General features: G+C 72.6%; 19 protein-coding genes. 15 read left to right on the plus strand and 4 right to left on the minus strand.

The genetic code is table 11. The features are described 5' to 3' along the window. Positions 1–275: 275 nt before the first annotated feature. From AB2U05_RS30915 to sigK, 13 genes are all read left to right on the plus strand, one after another. A complete protein-coding gene (locus AB2U05_RS30915) occupies positions 276–860 on the plus strand; it encodes a sigma-70 family RNA polymerase sigma factor (RefSeq protein ID WP_369184922.1) in 585 nt (194 codons plus the stop codon). Beyond that, positions 857–1600 (plus strand): anti-sigma factor, encoded by a 744-nt coding sequence (locus AB2U05_RS30920; protein WP_369184923.1) that lies wholly within the window; start codon positions 857–859, stop codon positions 1598–1600. The genes AB2U05_RS30915 and AB2U05_RS30920 overlap by 4 nt, the downstream gene beginning before the upstream one ends. A 413-nt stretch (positions 1601–2013) precedes the next feature. Continuing rightward, complete coding sequence (locus AB2U05_RS30925; protein ID WP_369186017.1) at positions 2014–3276, plus strand: NAD(P)/FAD-dependent oxidoreductase; 1263 nt, start codon at positions 2014–2016, stop codon at positions 3274–3276. 11 nt (positions 3277–3287) lie between these two features. Continuing rightward, entirely contained in the window at positions 3288–4067 is a 780-nt protein-coding gene (locus tag AB2U05_RS30930; RefSeq protein ID WP_369186018.1) for a DUF1365 domain-containing protein, read from the plus strand. Beyond that, the gene (locus AB2U05_RS30935) at positions 4051–5340 is read left to right on the plus strand and encodes a class I SAM-dependent methyltransferase (RefSeq protein WP_369184924.1); all 1290 of its coding nucleotides are present in this window, start codon (positions 4051–4053) and stop codon (positions 5338–5340) included. Before AB2U05_RS30930 ends, AB2U05_RS30935 begins: the two co-directional genes overlap by 17 nt. Next, entirely contained in the window at positions 5337–6605 is a 1269-nt protein-coding gene (locus AB2U05_RS30940) for a class I SAM-dependent methyltransferase (RefSeq protein ID WP_369184925.1), read from the plus strand. The genes AB2U05_RS30935 and AB2U05_RS30940 overlap by 4 nt, the downstream gene beginning before the upstream one ends. Continuing rightward, on the plus strand, positions 6602–7408 hold the full coding sequence (locus tag AB2U05_RS30945; RefSeq protein ID WP_369184926.1) for a DUF1295 domain-containing protein: 807 nt from the start codon (positions 6602–6604) through the stop codon (positions 7406–7408). The genes AB2U05_RS30940 and AB2U05_RS30945 overlap by 4 nt, the downstream gene beginning before the upstream one ends. A 208-nt stretch (positions 7409–7616) precedes the next feature. Next, positions 7617–8156 (plus strand): alpha/beta hydrolase, encoded by a 540-nt coding sequence (locus tag AB2U05_RS30950; protein ID WP_369184927.1) that lies wholly within the window; start codon positions 7617–7619, stop codon positions 8154–8156. 394 nt (positions 8157–8550) lie between these two features. Then, complete coding sequence (locus AB2U05_RS30955; protein WP_369184928.1) at positions 8551–9357, plus strand: ferritin-like domain-containing protein; 807 nt, start codon at positions 8551–8553, stop codon at positions 9355–9357. Next, complete coding sequence (locus tag AB2U05_RS30960; RefSeq protein ID WP_369184929.1) at positions 9354–10169, plus strand: ferritin-like domain-containing protein; 816 nt, start codon at positions 9354–9356, stop codon at positions 10167–10169. Before AB2U05_RS30955 ends, AB2U05_RS30960 begins: the two co-directional genes overlap by 4 nt. Positions 10170–10267: 98 nt before the next feature. Further along, a complete protein-coding gene (locus tag AB2U05_RS30965; protein ID WP_369184930.1) occupies positions 10268–10633 on the plus strand; it encodes a cupredoxin domain-containing protein in 366 nt (121 codons plus the stop codon). A gap of 37 nt (positions 10634–10670) precedes the next feature. Then, the gene (locus AB2U05_RS30970; RefSeq protein WP_369184931.1) at positions 10671–11111 is read left to right on the plus strand and encodes a hypothetical protein; all 441 of its coding nucleotides are present in this window, start codon (positions 10671–10673) and stop codon (positions 11109–11111) included. A gap of 181 nt (positions 11112–11292) precedes the next feature. Further along, positions 11293–11868, plus strand: coding sequence for an ECF RNA polymerase sigma factor SigK (sigK, locus tag AB2U05_RS30975; RefSeq protein WP_369184932.1), 576 nt, complete (start codon positions 11293–11295; stop codon positions 11866–11868). 245 nt (positions 11869–12113) lie between these two features. Here the strand turns inward: sigK and AB2U05_RS30980 are convergent, their stop codons facing one another. From AB2U05_RS30980 to AB2U05_RS30995, 4 genes are all read right to left on the minus strand, one after another. Then, positions 12114–12494, minus strand: coding sequence for a hypothetical protein (locus AB2U05_RS30980; protein WP_369184933.1), 381 nt, complete (start codon positions 12492–12494; stop codon positions 12114–12116). A gap of 55 nt (positions 12495–12549) precedes the next feature. Next, positions 12550–13440 (minus strand): twin-arginine translocase subunit TatC, encoded by an 891-nt coding sequence (gene tatC / locus AB2U05_RS30985; RefSeq protein WP_369184934.1) that lies wholly within the window; start codon positions 13438–13440, stop codon positions 12550–12552. A 29-nt stretch (positions 13441–13469) separates the two neighbouring features. Continuing rightward, positions 13470–13736: a twin-arginine translocase TatA/TatE family subunit gene (locus tag AB2U05_RS30990; RefSeq protein ID WP_369184935.1), complete on the minus strand. Its 267-nt coding sequence runs from the start codon at positions 13734–13736 to the stop codon at positions 13470–13472. Positions 13737–13950: 214 nt separating this feature from the next. Next, positions 13951–14139, minus strand: a complete 189-nt coding sequence (locus AB2U05_RS30995) for a hypothetical protein (RefSeq protein WP_369184936.1) — start codon at positions 14137–14139, stop codon at positions 13951–13953. A gap of 24 nt (positions 14140–14163) precedes the next feature. Between AB2U05_RS30995 and AB2U05_RS31000 the strand changes: the two genes are divergently transcribed. Then, the gene (locus AB2U05_RS31000; RefSeq protein WP_369184937.1) at positions 14164–14475 is read left to right on the plus strand and encodes a hypothetical protein; all 312 of its coding nucleotides are present in this window, start codon (positions 14164–14166) and stop codon (positions 14473–14475) included. Between the two features lie 100 nt (positions 14476–14575). Beyond that, positions 14576–15952: a DUF4331 domain-containing protein gene (locus tag AB2U05_RS31005; RefSeq protein WP_369184938.1), complete on the plus strand. Its 1377-nt coding sequence runs from the start codon at positions 14576–14578 to the stop codon at positions 15950–15952. The last annotated feature ends 67 nt before the right edge of the window (positions 15953–16019 follow it).

Here is a 16019-nt window from a genome sequence, read left to right on the forward strand (position 1 = left end):
CAGGCACGCGGTGCCGCGCACGCACTGGCCGCTCGGCGAAGGGCGGGTCGGACGGGGCATGAGCGCGTGAGGAGCCCGCGTCCCGGACGCGGCCGTCGTGTTCGACCGCGTTCAGGCGTTGCGGCAATCCGCCGGACAAGCGGTGACGAATGACGGGCGACCGGTTGTGTCCGCTGTTCGATCCAGGAGGTTCTCATGCGCATCTGCCGGCCCTGCGGCAGGCCGCGGACACCGCGCCCGGCCGGGCGTGCCACCGGCCTGGAAGGGGCGGTGCGGTGAACGCCGTCGTGCACCTGTCCGGGCCGAGGTTCCGGGGGCCGGACCTGAAGGAGCTGGTCGCCCGGACCGCCCTGGGCGACCAGGACGCGTTCTCCCGGCTCTACGACGCGGTGGCCGGCCCGGTGCTGGGGCTGGTGCGGCGGGTGCTGCGCGATCCGGCGCAGTCGGAGGAGGTCGCCCAGGAGGTGATGTTCGAGTTGTGGCGCACCGCCGCCCGGTACGAGCCGCAGCGTGGGGAGGTGTTGGCGTGGGTGCTGACGATGGCGCACCGGCGCGCGGTGGACCGGGTCCGGTCGGCGCAGGCCAGTGCGGACCGGGATCAGAAGGTGGCCGCCCGCTCGCACACGCCCGCCTTTGACGAGGTCGCCGAGCAGGTCGAGAACCGCCTGGAACGCGAGCAGGTCCGGCGCTGCCTTGAGGCGCTGACGCAGCTTCAGCGCGAGTCGGTCACCCTGGCGTACTACCGGGGGTACACCTACCCTGAGGTCGCCGAGCTGCTGGGCGCCCCGCTCGGCACCGTCAAGACCCGGATGCGGGACGGGCTGATCCGCCTGCGCGACTGCCTCGGAGTGGGATCATGAACGCCGCCCCCGATCTGCACACCCTCACCGGCGTCTACGCCGCCCACGCGCTGCCCGACGAGGAGCGGCTCGCCTTCGAGCGCCATCTCGCCCAGTGCCCGGCGTGCGCGCAGGAGGTCGCGGAGTTCAAGGCGACCTTGGCCCGGCTCGGGTCCGCGGAGTCGGGTGCTGTACCGCCGGGGCTCAAGGCACGGGTGATGGCGGGAATCGGTGACGTGCGCCAGCTCCCGCCCGTGACCGGCCCGGCCGAACGCCGCAGGCCGACCTCTCGGTTGGCCCGGCAGTGGCCCAAGCTGGCACTCGCGGCCTGCCTGGCCCTGGCCACCGTCCTTGGAGCCCTCGCCGTCCAGCAGCACGACCAGGCCCAACGCGCCCAGGCCCAGGCGAGCGCCATGCGCGATGAGCAGGCCGCAGTCACCAGCCTGCTGACGGCCCCGGACGCGCGCACCACCACCACGGTCTTGGGGTCGGCCGTCGCGACCGTGGTCTGGTCGCCCGGCCGCGGACAGGCCGCCTTCCTGGCCGCCGGCATGCCCGCTCTCCCGCCGGGGCGCACCTACGAACTGTGGTTCAACGACTCGGGCACGATGCGCCCGGCGGGCCTGCTGCCCGCCGACCACGGGCAACTCCTGCTCACCGGCCGCATCAACGCCGCCGTGGGGGTCGGAGTGACGCAGGAACCTGCCGCAGGGTCCGCCCATCCGACCGGGCAGCCCCTCATGCTGCTCCCCCTGACCTGACGCCTTCGACTGAGACGGACTACCGGTGATCGCCGGCGGGCCGGGCTGTGCCCGGCCGGTTCGTCCCCGGCCGGGCACGGCCCGCGTGAGATGCCGGCCCCAGAAAGCGGCCACGCTGCGGCCGGCGTCGGGGTGGCCGGACGCCTGCGTGATGCCGAGCAGCTCAAGGCCACCGCAGCCGGCGACCGCAGGCTTGCGGTCTGCCTGCTGCTGGAGGGCACCGGCCTCCAGCACGTCGCGAACACGCCCGGCCGACACGTCCAGAGCAATCCGCCGCCCCGGGCGCACCGAACCTGCAGTGGAGGCAGGGGACGTGAGGGCGCCCTTGCTGTGCGAAGGGAGGGCACCTGGTGGCAGTCACCGGGCAGACGGCGGCACAGTCGTGGCGCTACGGTCGTGCGGGGCGCGGCACGGTGGCGGTGGTCGGGGCCGGGGTCGCCGGTCTGACGGCCGCTCATCGGCTGCAGGGCGCGGGACTGGCCGTGGAGTTGTTCGAGGCCGCCGATCGGCTGGGCGGGCACGCGCACACCCAGCGGGCAGTGGGGGCGGACGGCCGGGAGGTGGCGCTGGACACCGGGTTCCTGGTGCACAACGAGCGGACCTACCCGCACCTGGTGGCCTTGTTCCGCGAGCTCGGAGTGGCCACCCGCGACAGCGACATGAGCATGTCGGTGCGCTGCGACGGCTGCGGGCTGGAGTACGCCGGCGCGCGCGGTCCGGCCGGTCTGATCGCGCAGCCGCGCGCGCTGCTGCGCGGGCCGTACCTGCGGATGTTGGCCGAGGTGCCGTGCTTCCACCGGCGTGCCCGCGCGCTGCTGGCCGACCCGCAGGCCGGCGATCCGACGCTGTGTGAGTTCCTGGCGGCAGGCGGGTTCTCCCGCTACTTCGTCGAGCACTTCATGACGCCGGTGGTGGCGGCGGTCTGGTCGTGCGCACCGGACCTGACGGGCGAGTATCCCGCGCGCTACCTGTTCGCGTTCCTGGCCAACCACGGCATGCTGTCCGTCACGGGATCACCGACCTGGCGCACCGTGGTGGGCGGCTCGCAGACCTACGTGGCGAGGATCGCCGAGCACCTGAGCGCCGTGCACAGGGCGGCGCCGGTGCGGGCCGTGCGCCGCCGCGACGACGGCGTCACGGTGACCACGCAGGACGGCCGGAGCACCGAGGTCGACGCCGTGGTGATCGCCACCCACGCCGACCAGGCGCTCGCGCTGCTCGCCGACCCGACCCGGGCCGAGCAGGAGGTGCTCGGTGCCTTCCGCTACTCCGTCAACCCCACCGTGCTGCACCGCGACGCCTCACACCTGCCCCGAGCCCCGCGGGCAAGGGCGTCGTGGAACTACCGGACGGTGCGGTGCGGTGACAGTGCCGCGGGTGTGCGGGTCAGCTACCACCTCAACCGGCTGCTCGGCCTCGAGGCGGCCGAGGACTACCTGGTGACGCTCAACGAGGACCCCGACCGGCCCGTCCCGGCCGAGCACGTGGTGTCCCGCACCGTGTACGAGCACCCGATCTACACCCGCGAGAGCGTCGCCGCCCAGGCACGCCTGCCCGAACTGAGCACCGGGCGCACCGCGTTCGCCGGCGCCTACCACGGCTGGGGGTTCCACGAGGACGGCTGCCGCTCCGGCCTGGAGGCCGCCCAGGCACTGCTCAGGGTGGGCGCACCGTGACCGCGCAGCCGATGGCCCCCGCCGGGCCGGCCTCGGCACCGGTGCTGCCGGGGCCGTGGGGCGCGGCGCTGTACGAGTGCCGGATCACCCACGTGCGCTCGTCCCCGGTGCGCCACGCCTTCACCCACCGCACCTACCTGTGGCTGGTCGATCTCGACCAGCCGCCGACTCTCCCGCGGCCACTTCGCTGGCTGGCCTCGTTCCGCGGCACGGCTGCCTCGGGCGGTTCGGCCCGGCGGGACCTGGAGCGCTACCTGAGCGAGGAGGGCGTCGACCTCGCGGGCGGCCGGATCCTGATGCTCGCCCACGCCCGCTCGCTGGGGTACGTGTTCAATCCGCTGACGGTCTTGTGGTGCTTCGACCGCGGGGGCCGGGCTGTGTGCACGGTGGCCGAGGTCCACAACACCTACGGCCAGCGGCACCGCTACCTCCTGGACACCGACGAGCGTGGCCGCGCGCGGGCGGCCAAGGAGTTCTACGTCTCGCCGTTCTTCCCTGTCGACGGCCACTACCGCATGACCCTGCCCGCCCCGGACGAGCGGCTGGCCCTCACCGTCCAGCTGGAGCGCGAAGGCGGCCGCCCGTTCACGGCGACCGTGCGCGGCACCCGCCGCCCGGCTCGCACCATGACACTGCTGCGGGCCGTCGCGGCGCACCCGCTGTCCACGCTCGCGGTCAGCGCCCACATCCGTTACCAGGGGGTGCGGCTGTGGCTGCGCGGACTGCCCGTCCACCCCCGCCCCGACCGCACCCCCCGAAAGAGGACCCGCCGCCATGACCACGCACGCTGAAGCCCTGGCACCCGGCGCGTTCGCGACGGCCGATCCGCGCCACTGGCCTGACGTGGCCCGGGTACCCCGCACGCCGCTCAAGGCAGCGGTGGCCCGCAGGCTGCTGCGACGCGTCGCCCGCAGGCGGGGCCTGCGCGTCGAACTGCCGCTCAGCCGGCTGCTCGCACCCGCACCCATCGACGCGCCAGTACTGCGCCTGCACCGGCCCGACGCGTTCTTCCACCGGATCGGCGAGAGCGGACTGATCGGCTTCGGCGAGTCCTACCAGGCCGGCGAGTGGGACTCACCCGACCTGGTCGCGCTGCTGACCGAACTCGCGACCGCCCCCGAAACTCTGGTGCCCACCGGCGCGCAGTGGCTGCGCCGCCTGTACGTCAAGCGGCCGCCCGCCGGGGAGCTGAGCACCGTCGACAACGCGCGCACGAACATCCACCGGCACTACGACCTGTCCAACGAGTTGTTCGCGCTCTTCCTCGACCCCACCCTGTCCTACTCCTCGGCGCTCTTCCCGACCGACTCCGTCGGCACGCCCGTCGCCTCCTGGGAGAGGCTCGCGGATGCCCAGCACCGCAAGATCGACCGGCTGCTGGACCTGGCCAGGGTGGGTGTGGGCACCCGGGTGCTGGAGATCGGCACCGGGTGGGGCGAGCTGGCGGTCCGCGCGGCCGCCCGCGGTGCGCGGGTGGTCAGTCTCACGCTGTCCGAGGAGCAGCTGGTACTGGCCCGGCGCCGGATCGCGGACGCCGGGTTCGCCGATCTCGTCGAGGTGCGGCTGTGCGACTACCGGGCCGCCGAGGGCGAGTTCGACGCGGTGCTGAGCGTGGAGATGATCGAGGCGGTCGGCCGGCCGTTCTGGCCCGCCTACTTCGCGACCATCGACCGCGTGCTCGCGCCCGGCGGGCGGGCGGCGCTGCAGGCGATCACCATGCCGCACGAGCGGATGCTGGCCAGCAGCGGCACCTACACCTGGATCCTGAAGTACATCTTCCCCGGCGGCCAGATCCCCTCCGTCGAGGCGATCCGGCAGGCCACCGCACGGCACACCGGCCTGCGTGTGGCGGCCTGCGACTCCTTCGGCCCGCACTACGCGCAGACCCTGCGGCTGTGGCGCGAGCGCTTCACCGAGCGCGCCGAGCAGGTCGAGCTCCTCGGTTTCGACCAGGTGTTCCAGCGGATGTGGGAGCTCTACCTCGCCTATTCCGAGGCCGGGTTCGCCGCCGGCTACCTCGACGTCCAGCAGATCCTCCTCACCCGCCCGGAAGGCGCCCGATGACCCCCGCCACCCGCCTCGCCGGCCTGCTCACCGACCTCCTGCAGCGCCCGCTGCCGTTCCGGCTGAAGGCGTGGGACGGCTCGACCGCGGGCCCCACGGGCGCACCGACCGTGGTGCTGCGCAACCGGCGCGCGCTGCGCCGCCTGCTCTGGCAGCCCGGCGAACTCGGCCTGGCCGACGCCTACATCAGCGGCGACCTCGACATCGAAGGCGACCTCGCCCCTGCCCTCTCGCAGGTGCGACGCGCGCTGGCCGGACACGGCCCGGTACGCCCAGGCCTGCGGGACTGGCCCGGGCTGCTGGCCGGAGCCGCACGACTGGGTGCGCTCGGTCCGCGCCCCCAGCCGCCCGGCGGCCGGGCCCAGGTCGGGGGCACGCCGCACAGCCGGGCCCGCGACCGCGCGGTGATCAGCCACCACTACGACCTGTCGAACGAGTTCTACGCGCTGCTGCTCGGCCCAGCGATGGCCTACTCCTGCGCCTACTGGACGCCCAAGAGCGACACCCTGCAGACCGCGCAGGAAGCGAAGTTCGACCTGATCTGCCGCAAGCTCGCCCTGACCCCGGGCAGTCGCCTGCTGGACGTGGGCTGCGGCTGGGGTGCCCTGGCCGTGCACGCCGCCCGCCACTTCGGTGCCCAGGTCACCGCCGTCACGCTCTCGACACGCCAACACGCCTTCGCCACCGCGGCGGTGGAGGCTGCGGGCGTCGGCGACCGGGTGACCGTGCTGCTGCGCGACTACCGGGAGATCCCTGACGGGCAGTACGACGCGGTCAGCTGCGTCGAGATGGGCGAGCACGTCGGCGACCAGCAGTACCCGGCCTTCGCCCGCCGCCTGCACGACCTGCTCGCCCCGCAGGGCCGCCTGCTGGTCCAGCAGATGTCCCGCGGCACGGTGGCGCCCGGCGGTGGCGCGTTCATCGAGACCTACATCGCCCCCAACATGCACATGCGCCCGGTCGGCGAGACCGTCGCCCTGCTGGAGCGCGCGGGCCTGGAGGTGCGCAACGTCGAGGCGCTGCGCGAGCACTACGCCCGCACCATCGACGCCTGGCACGACAACCTGCGCGAGCACCGGAGCGAGTTCACCTCCCTGGTCGGCGAACCGACGGTGCGACTGTGGGAGCTCTACATGGCTGGCAGCTCGCTCGCCTTCGCCGAGCGCCGGATGGGTGTGGACCAGATCCTCGCCGTCCGACCCGGCCCAGGCGGGGCGAGCTGCGCCCCCGCCACGCCGGCCGACTGGTACCAGGGGCAGCCGTGAACGCCGCCGCGTTCGCCGTCAACCTCGCCGCCACGGCCGGCGCGGCGCTGGCCGTCCTGCTGGCCGCGTTCGCGGTGGGCGTGCGCACCGGCCGCCACCGCGGTGTGGACGTCGCCTGGGGCCTGGCATTCACCGCCGTCGCCTGGACCGGCTACGCGCTGTCCGCCGGCCACGGCGACCCCGCACGACGCCTGCTCGTCACCGTCCTGGTCACCCTGTGGGGGCTGCGGCTGTCCGGTCACATCTGGTCGCGCTCGCGCGGCCACGGCGAGGACCCGCGCTACGACCGGATGCTCGCCAAGGCTCCCGGCGGGCGCGACGCCTACGCACTGCGCATGGTCTACCTGCTGCAGGCCGCGATCGTCTGGTGCGTCTCGCTGCCGGTCCAGGCCGCCCAATACCTCACCACCGGGCTGGGCCCGTTGACCTTCGCCTCGGTGGGCCTGTGGGCGCTCGGGATGTTCTTCGAGACCGTGGGCGACTGGCAGCTGGCCCGATTCAAGGCCGATCCAGCCAACCGCGGCAAGGTCATGGACCGCGGGCTGTGGGCCTGGACCCGCCACCCCAACTACTTCGGCGACGCCTGCGTCTGGTGGGCCCTGTTCCTGCTCGCTGCGGCCGAGCCGGTCGGCTGGGCGTTCGTCCTCAGCCCGGTCCTGATGACCTACCTGCTGGCGTTCGGCAGCGGCAGACCCCTGCTGGAGCGTCAGCTCGGTGCCAGCAAGCCCGGCTGGGACGCCTACGTCGCCCGCACCAGCAGCTTCCTGCCCCGCCCGCCCCGCCGATCACCGGACGCCCCATGACCAGCGAACCCGCGACCGACACGGCGGCACCCGCCCATCCCGGTGGAGCCGACTCCCTGTCCAGAGCAGTCCCGCCACTCGGCAGCCGACTGCGGGTGCACCGCGCGCCCGAGAACCCCTCAGCTGCCGTGCTGCTCCTGCACGGCGGCAGGGCCGATAGCCTGCAACCGGTCCCCCGGTCCCCCGGTCCAGCCTGGCCAGGCTCCGCATGCGCCCCTTCGCCACGCAGATCGACCGGCGGCCGTGGGGGCGGCAGGCACTGATCGCGCTCGTCCGGTACCGCCACCGGGGCTGGAACGGTGATCACGCCCACCCCGTGCAGGACGCGCTGCGCGCCCTTGACGACCTGTCAGCACTGGCGCCAGGAGTTCCCGTGGTCCTGATCGGGCACTCGATGGGCGGCCGGGCGGCGCTGGCCGTCGCCGGGAGGGACGCGGTGCGCGGGGTGGTCGCCCTGGCTCCGTGGTGCCCGCGCGGCGAACCGGTGGCCCACCTGCGGGGCAGGGCCGCCGTCTTCCTGCACGACGAGGCCGACCCCGTCACTTCGGCCGCGCAGACCTGGGACTTCGCACGGCGGGCAGCCGCCGGCGGAGCCGACGTCCAGTGCGTTCCGATGCCGGCCGGCGGGCACGCCATGCTCCGCGGCGCCGGCCGCTGGCACGAGCTGGCAGCCGACTACACCGGCGCACTCCTCGCCTGGGCCCCCGCCACGCACCGCGACGCCCAACCGGCGAACAGGCGGGACTGAGCATCCACACGGTCCGCGACGTGCCCGGGGTCAACCGTCGGCACGGCCGCGGTCGGCTGGTGTGCCACCCCCGGGAGGGCCAGGGCTGGCCCACCCGGGTGGAAGTTGTCCCCGGTGGCGATCCGGCACGCGCGCGGGCTCGAAGTGTGGGTGTGCGCTCAGCCGGTCCGGCTCCCACCGGCGAGGTGTCATCGGGCGGGGCTTCGGAACTCAGGCCGAAGCCCCGCCGCCCACCCCACAGGCACACCGGGATTGGGCCATTCGCCGGTGTGCTGACGGGAAATCAACCCGTTCGGGTGAACGCGAAATCCCGGGCAAGCCGGTGCGCCGGTGGCGTCGAAGGCCTGGTGTACGAGCCCGCAAGCGGCGGGCTCCGGCCTGAGACGGGAGCATGATGCCTTCAGAGCGCATCGACACCCGGCTGCTCGAAGAACTCACCGAGCAGTCCGAGGACCTGAACAGCGACGCGGTGCGGATCACCCGCGGCGCGCTGATCGACTTCGGGCAGGCGGTCGAGCCCGTCCAGCGCCGGTGGTGGCAGCGCGGCGGCCTGATCGCCGGAGCGGGCGGGCTGGCCGCCCTGTGGGGTGCCTCGCGGGCCTTCGCCGACAGCGCCTCGCCCACCGCCTCCGTGGCCAACGACATCATGGCGCTGCAGACCGCCGCGTCGATTGAGAACCTGGCGGTCAGCGTCTACCAGACCGCTGCCGGGCTGCCGTTCATCAAGGACGGCAACCAGACGGTGGTCGCGTTCATCACCAAGACTACCGCCCAGCACCAGGCGCACGCCCAGGCGTTCAACGCCGCCGCCACCCAGGCCGGAGGCAAGGCGCAGAACAACCCCGACCCGAAGTACAAGGCGGTGGTCGACCAGGCGCTGCCGACCATCAAGACGCCGGCCGACGTGGTGAAGCTCGCCATCACGCTGGAGGACGTGGCGGCCCAGACCTACACCAAGAACGTCTCCCAGGTCTCCAGCGCCGATCTGCGCAAGCTGTTCGCCTCGGTGGCCCCGGTGGAGGCCCAGCACCGGGCGACCCTGCTGGCGGTGCAGGCGCTGCTGGCCGGCAACGCCGCCGACCTGATCACCATCCCGGTGGACCCGGCCAAGCTGCCCGCCGCGGCCGGCAGCGTCGGCTTCCCCGACGCCTTCTACAAGACCGACAACGCTTCCCCGATCAACGAAGGGGCCGTACAGTGACCGCGACCAAGGGCGGCTGGGAACTTCCGATCAGTGAGGCCGAACTCGGCCGCCTGACCCGGGACATGCACGAGGCCCACCAGGAGACGCTGCCCGCGATGCGGGCCAGCGCCCTCGACCTCACCGAGGAGATCCGAGCCCGGAAGGCCGCCGGCGAGCCGCGCGACGCGGGCCGGCGCCGCTTCCTCCTCGGCGCGGGCGGCGCGGCCGTCGCGCTCACCCTGGCGGCCTGCTCCAGCAGCAAGTCCGGCAGTTCTGCCAGCTCCTCCGGCGCGTCGATGCCGGCCTCCGGGTCGGCGTCCGGCCAGTACACCGGCGACCTCAAGGTCGTCGCGCTGGCCACCGCGCTGGAGAACCAGGCCGTCGGCGCCTACCAGGCCGCACTGACGGCGGCGCAGGCCGGCAAGCTCGGCACCGTCCCCCCGGCGGTGGCGACCTTCATCACCACCGCGCAGGCCCAGCACGCCGACCATGCCAAGGCCTGGAACGCGGTGCTCACCGGCGCCGGCAAGCCCGCCATCACGGACGTCCCGCTGTCCAACCAGGCCGCCACCGTCCAGGCGCTGAACGCGGCCACCGACGTCGGCACGGTCGCCAAGCTCGCCCTGTCGCTGGAGGACCAGGCCGCGCAGACCTACCTGTTCGCCACCTACAACGTCACAAGCCCCGGCGGCATCGCCACCGCCGCCACCATCGCCCCCGTCGAGGCGATGCACGCCGCCATCCTCAACTACGTCCTCGGGCAGTACCCCGTCCCCGACGACTTCCTGCCCACCGACAAGGCTGCCAGCCCCACCCTGCTCACCGTCTGAGCAGACCCTCCCCGAATGCCGGTGCGGGCCCGGGCGCGAGACGTCGACTCCCTCTCGCCCGGGCCCGCACCCTTCCCCATCCCGGAACGGACCTCCCCGTGACTGCCGTACGCCTTCGCCGCGCACTCGCCGGCGCCCTGCTGGTCCTCACCCTCGGCGCCTGCTCCTCCAGCCCATCCGCATCACCCTCCAGCCCGTCCGGCGGCGGATCCGCCGGGACCCGGATCACCATCAAGAACTTCCAGTTCCAGCCGGCCGACCTCACCGTCCACGCCGGGCAGAGCATCACCGTGGTCAACGAGGACTCCACCCCGCACACGGTCACCGCCGACGACAAGTCCTTCGACACCAAAGACATCAGTGGGGGCGCGACCGTGACCTTCACCGCGCCGACCACCACCGGCCCGCACCCCTACATCTGCAGCATCCACCAGTACATGCACGCCACCCTCACCGTCAGCTGACCGGCACCCACCGGTCCCTTTCGCCACGGAGATCCACGTGCCCGCCCCACATCCCAGCCGCCCCTCCTCCCGCACCCTGTTGCGAGGGCTCCTCCGCCTGGTGGCGGCCGTCGGCCTCGCGGTCGACGCTGCCGTCCACGCCCGCTTGGCCGGCCGGTACGACGCGATCTCCGCCACGGTCAGCGAAGGAGACCTCTTTCGCGCCGAAGCCGCGGCAGCCGCCCTGGCGGCCGTGCTCGTACTCGCCTGGCGCAGGCGCGCCGGCGACCTCTTCGCGCTGCTGGTGGCAGCTGCCGGCCTGGGGGCGATCCTGCTCTACCGCTACGCCGACATCGGCCCGCTCGGGCTGCTGCCGAACATGTACGAGCCCATCTGGTCCAGCGACAAGACCACCGCTGCGTGGGCGCAGGGCCTCGCCGTCCTCTCCCTGTCCGTTCTTGTCGCCTGGCGGCGGGGCCGACGTACTCCTGCGAGTTGACCGGCGCCTCGCGGTGCACAGTTCGGCCCGAACGCCTATCAGACTCCGGTACCGGTCCCCGCAACGGTGCCGGGCCGGCCCTCGCCCGTGTCGGCGCTCTCCTGCCGTCGAACCTCACCCACTCGTGGAAGACCGGCCAAGCATCGCGGCGGGCACGCATCTCCGATCCCGTGAGCACTCATTGACCTCCCAGACACCACCGGGTCCCGCGGGCGCCACGATCGAGGCGTTGATCGTGCGGGTCGCCCACGGCGACACGGCGGCCTTCACCCTGCTGCATGACGCCGTGGGCGCGACACTCTTCCTGATCGTGCTACGCGTCGTGCGCGACCGAGGCCACACTCAGGAAGTCGTCCAGGAGGTGCTGCTGGAGATCTGGGGCAAGGCCCACCGCTTCCAGCCGGCCCGCGGCAGCGCGATGGCCTGGATCGCGACCATGGCCCACCGCCGCGCCGTCGACCGCGTCCGCACCGTGCGCGCCGCCGCCGACCGCGACCTGCGCGCCGCCCTGCTGGACCACCACACCCCGTTCGACCACGTCAGTGAGCAGGTCGCCCGCCGCCTCGAACACCAGTGGGTCCGTGACTGCCTGCAGGAGATCACCGACCTCCAGCGACAGGCCGTCGTCATGGTTTACTACCACGGCCTCTCGCACCAGGAGATGGCCGACCTGCTGCAGGTACCGCTGGGCACCGCCAAGTCCCGCGTGCGCGACGCACTGCTTCACCTGCGCGCGCGCATGGGCGACGAGGACTGAACACCTGTGACCGGCAACGGTACGCACCGGTGGCGTGCGGCCAGATGGAGGTTACGGGCCGGAAGCCTGCTGCCGGGAACTCGACCTCGCTTGTCCGACCAGTCCAAGACACGCCGGCACGCAGCTGCGTTGCCACACCGGGCACAGGGGGAAAGATACGGGAGCCGTGCGGGTGAAGCCGAGTCGTGGGCAGAAGGTAGTTCTCTGCCCGCCTGCTGGTACGACACGCAACGCTTCCAGGCCGGTCACGCCAGGTCCGCAGGCGTCTGCTGCTCCGGCACGGGCGACTGTGCGGGCTGTGAGAGAGCGCCCAGGTCCTGGTGCAGCAGCTGTCCGACGGGCTGGGCGGTGTCGCGGATCTCCTCGCGCAGACCGGCCAGTTCGGGGACGGCGCTCGTCAGGGCCCGGGTGGCCAGCGCCCTGGGGTGCAGGTCCTGCGGACGCAGGTCGGCGAACTCCGGTCCCAGACTCTGCTTCAGCTCCTCGGTACCGGTGCGGGCGAAGGCCTGGAGGGTGCGCAGCAGCCGCATGGCGTCGCTGATGAGGGCGGGCACCTTCTCCGGTCCGAAAATCACCACCGCCAGGGCCATCAGTACGGCGATCTTGACGAGGCTCAGGTCCAGCACGGCGAGTTCCCTTGGGCGGCGTTGGCAGGAAGGGCAGGCGGGGCGGCCGGGCTGTTCACCGGCCGGCGTCGACGAGGTCGTCGGAGTCGATCGGCAGCGCGCTTGGCGCCGGCGATGCCTGGTCGTCGGCGAGCAGGCCGTCGCTTTCGCGCCCGGCCTTGCGCCGGTCGTGCAGGGAGCAGATCCCGAGCGCGGCGAGGAAGAGCAGGCAGATCGGCACGGCGAGGACCAGCATGGTCAGCGGGTCGCCGGTGGGCACGACGACAGCCGCGAAGACGAAGATCAGGAAGATGATGATCCGCCACCACCGGCGCAGCCGCGCGGCGCTGACCACGCCGACCAGGTTGAGCACCACCAGCAGCAGCGGGAACTGGAACGACAGGCCGAACACGACGACCATCCGCAGGAAGAAGTCCAGGAACTCTTCCCCCGGCAGCACCAGACCGAACGATGACGGCGTGAAGGAGGCCAGCAGCTCGATCGTCTTCGGGAAGACCGTGTAGGCCAGCGCCGCGCCGGCGGCGAACAGGGGAACGGCGGCCGCGGTGAACGCGAGGCCGTAGCGGCGCTCCCTGCGGTACAGGCCCGGTGCGACGAACGCCCACACCTGGTAGGACCAGACGGGGCTGGACAGCAGGACTCCGACCACGAGTGCGACCTTGAAGGAGAAGCTGAGCGGGCTCAGCGCCCCCTGCAGGACCAGCAGGCCGTTGGGGCAGGCCGCGGTGGCGGCGCCCACCCCGCGCACGTGACCGATGCGGCAGGCCGGTCCGGTCAGCGCCGCGATCACGCGGTCGTGCACCGCCCATCCCAGCCCGGATCCGGCCAGCAGCGACAGCCCCACCTTGGTCAACCTGCTGCGCAGCTCCCGCAGATGGGCACGCAGCGGCATCGTGGCGCCGTGCGGGTTGTCCTCCCGCGGCTGTGGTGTTCCTCGGACATTCACGGTGTTCCTTCGCGGCCGGTGAGCGGGTGTCAGTGCACGGACCGGGAGGGCTCGCCCGCGTTGGCGGCCACCGGCTCGACGATGGCGCCTTCCAGCGCGGACGCCTCCACGCGCTCACCCGGGGCGGGGGCGTCGCCGGGCTGGGTACCGTCGGACTTCAGCGCGCTGGTCTCGGCCTTGAGGATGCGCAGCGACTTGCCCAGCGCCCGCGCGGAATCCGGAAGCCGTTTGGCTCCGAACAACACCAGGACGACCAGGCCGATAATGACGATTTCCAACCCACGCGTCTGGAACATTCCCAACCACCTCAGATCTTTCGTGCGGCCCGAAAAGCCGGTCGACGATCCCCGCGAAAGCCGCACGGCAGCGCGGGGCCTCCTGTCACATGCTCTTCGTGCCCGGGCCGACGCCGGATGGGTACCGGTGGGGCGCGGGTTTGCTTTTCACCCGCCCGGGTGAGAGCAAGGGGGCTGAGCTGGGGCGCAGTTGCTCCGGCCGGGCCAAAACCGATCACATGCGTTTGCGCGCCGCCTTGACCGGGCCGTCACGCGGCCACTTCACTTCCCGGTGACCGCCCATCAGCTGTCCGAGGCCGCGGCTGTCACCTTCAATCGCCCATTCCGCCTTGCGTTTCACCCCGGCGGGAATGGCCACCGCCGCGCGGGCGACCAGGCCGAGCCGGCGGCCACCCTGCTTCATCCACCCCGATCCGGAGGAGACTCCATGTCCTTGGAAACCCCCGCGGCCGACCCGCCTGACGGTCTGTCACGTCGGCACCTGATGCGCCAAGCCGCCGCCGTGGGCGCCGCGGGCCTGGCCGCGACCCTGGTCACCGGCGCCGCCCCTGCCAGCGCCGCGACGGGCACCGCCCACGACGAGAGCACGGGCCACGGCACGGCGCCTGGCCACGACGAGCCGATGATCGTGCACGTGCGCGACGTCCGTTCCGGACACCTGGACCTGTTCAGCGGTGAGCGCCACCACCGCGTCCAGGACCCCGCCCTGGCCGCGGCACTGGCCCGCGCGCTGGCCTGACAGGCCCCCCGCAGTACCGGCCGGCCCCTGGCGACGGCAACCAACAGGGGCCGGCCGGCGATCCACCCTGCCCGCACACCGACATTCAGCGAGGTTCCCGATGTCCTCCCACCGCGAAGCCCCCGAGATCTCCAAGGACCCGGTCGCCGACAGCACCGACGTCTACGCCTTCGTCAGCCCCGACGACTGCGACACCGTCACCCTGATCGCCAACTACATCCCGCTCCAGGGGCCGGCCGGCGGGCCGAACTTCTACGAGTTCGGCGACGACGTCCTGTACGCCGTCCACATCGACAATGACAACGACGGCCGCCCCGACGTCACCTACGAGTTCCGCTTCAAGGTCGAGGTCCGCAACCCCGACTCGTTCCTGTACAACACCGGTGCGATCACCTCGCTCGACGACCCGAACTGGAACCGGCGCCAGACCTACACCGTCACCCGCGTCGAGGCCGGAGGCCGGCGCCGCGTGCTGGGCGAGAACCTGGCCTGCCCGCCCTGCAACATCGGCCCGCTCTCCACCCCCGACTACGCCTCCCTGGCAGGCGCCGCGGTGCACCAGCTGGACGGCGGGCGCAAGGTGTTCGCCGGGCAGCGCGCGGAGGGCTTCTACGTCGACCTCGGCTCGATCTTCGACCTCGGCACCCTGCGCCCGTTCCAGCAGCTGCACGTCATGCCCGCGTTCAGCCAGCCGGCACCCGGGGTGAACACCACCAAGGCTCTGAACGTGCACAGCATCGCCCTCCAGGTCCCGATCACCGACCTGACCTGGGGCGGGCGCAAGCCGGGCGACGTGACGGACCCGCACGCCACCATCGGTGTGTGGACCACCGCCTCGCGCCGGCAGGCCCGCATCATCAACACCACCGGCAAGGACACCGAGTCCGGCCCCTTCGTCCAGGTCTCCCGACTGGGCAACCCGCTGTTCAACGAGGTCATCGTCCCCATGGGGAAGAAGGACCTGTGGAACACCCAGCCCCCGGCCGACGACAAGAACTTCGCCCAGTACGTCGCCACGCCCGAACTGGCCAAGCTGCTGCCCGCGCTCTACCCGGGGGTCTTCCCCAACCTGGCCGCCTACACCAAGCCGCGCGCCGACCTGCTCGCCATCCTCCTCACCGGCATCCCGGGCGGCGTCGTCCCCGGCTTCCAGAACTACACCGGCGACACCCAGGCCGACATGCTGCGCCTGAACGTCGCCGTGCCCCCGGCCGCCAGCCCGAACATCCTGGGCCTGGTGGCCGGCGACGCAGCCGGCTTCCCCAACGGCCGCCGCGTCTTCGACGACGTCGTCACCGTCGAACTGCGCGCCGTCGCCGGGCTGACCCTGCCGCTGGTCGACCCCTCCTTCACCCCCGACGCCGCCACCAGCGCCATCACCGACGGCCTGACCCCCGCCGACGTCAAGAACCCCTACCTCGACACCTTCCCCTACCTCGGCGTGCCCTACGACGGCTACCACAACCCGTCCAACTGAGCCGACGCCCGCCGCGGTGCGAGTGTCACTGCGCACTGCGGCGGGCTCGCCCCCACCCGCACCCGCG

Source organism: Streptomyces sp. Y1 (assembly GCF_041053115.1).
Lineage (GTDB): Bacteria > Actinomycetota > Actinomycetes > Streptomycetales > Streptomycetaceae > Kitasatospora > Kitasatospora rubellomurina.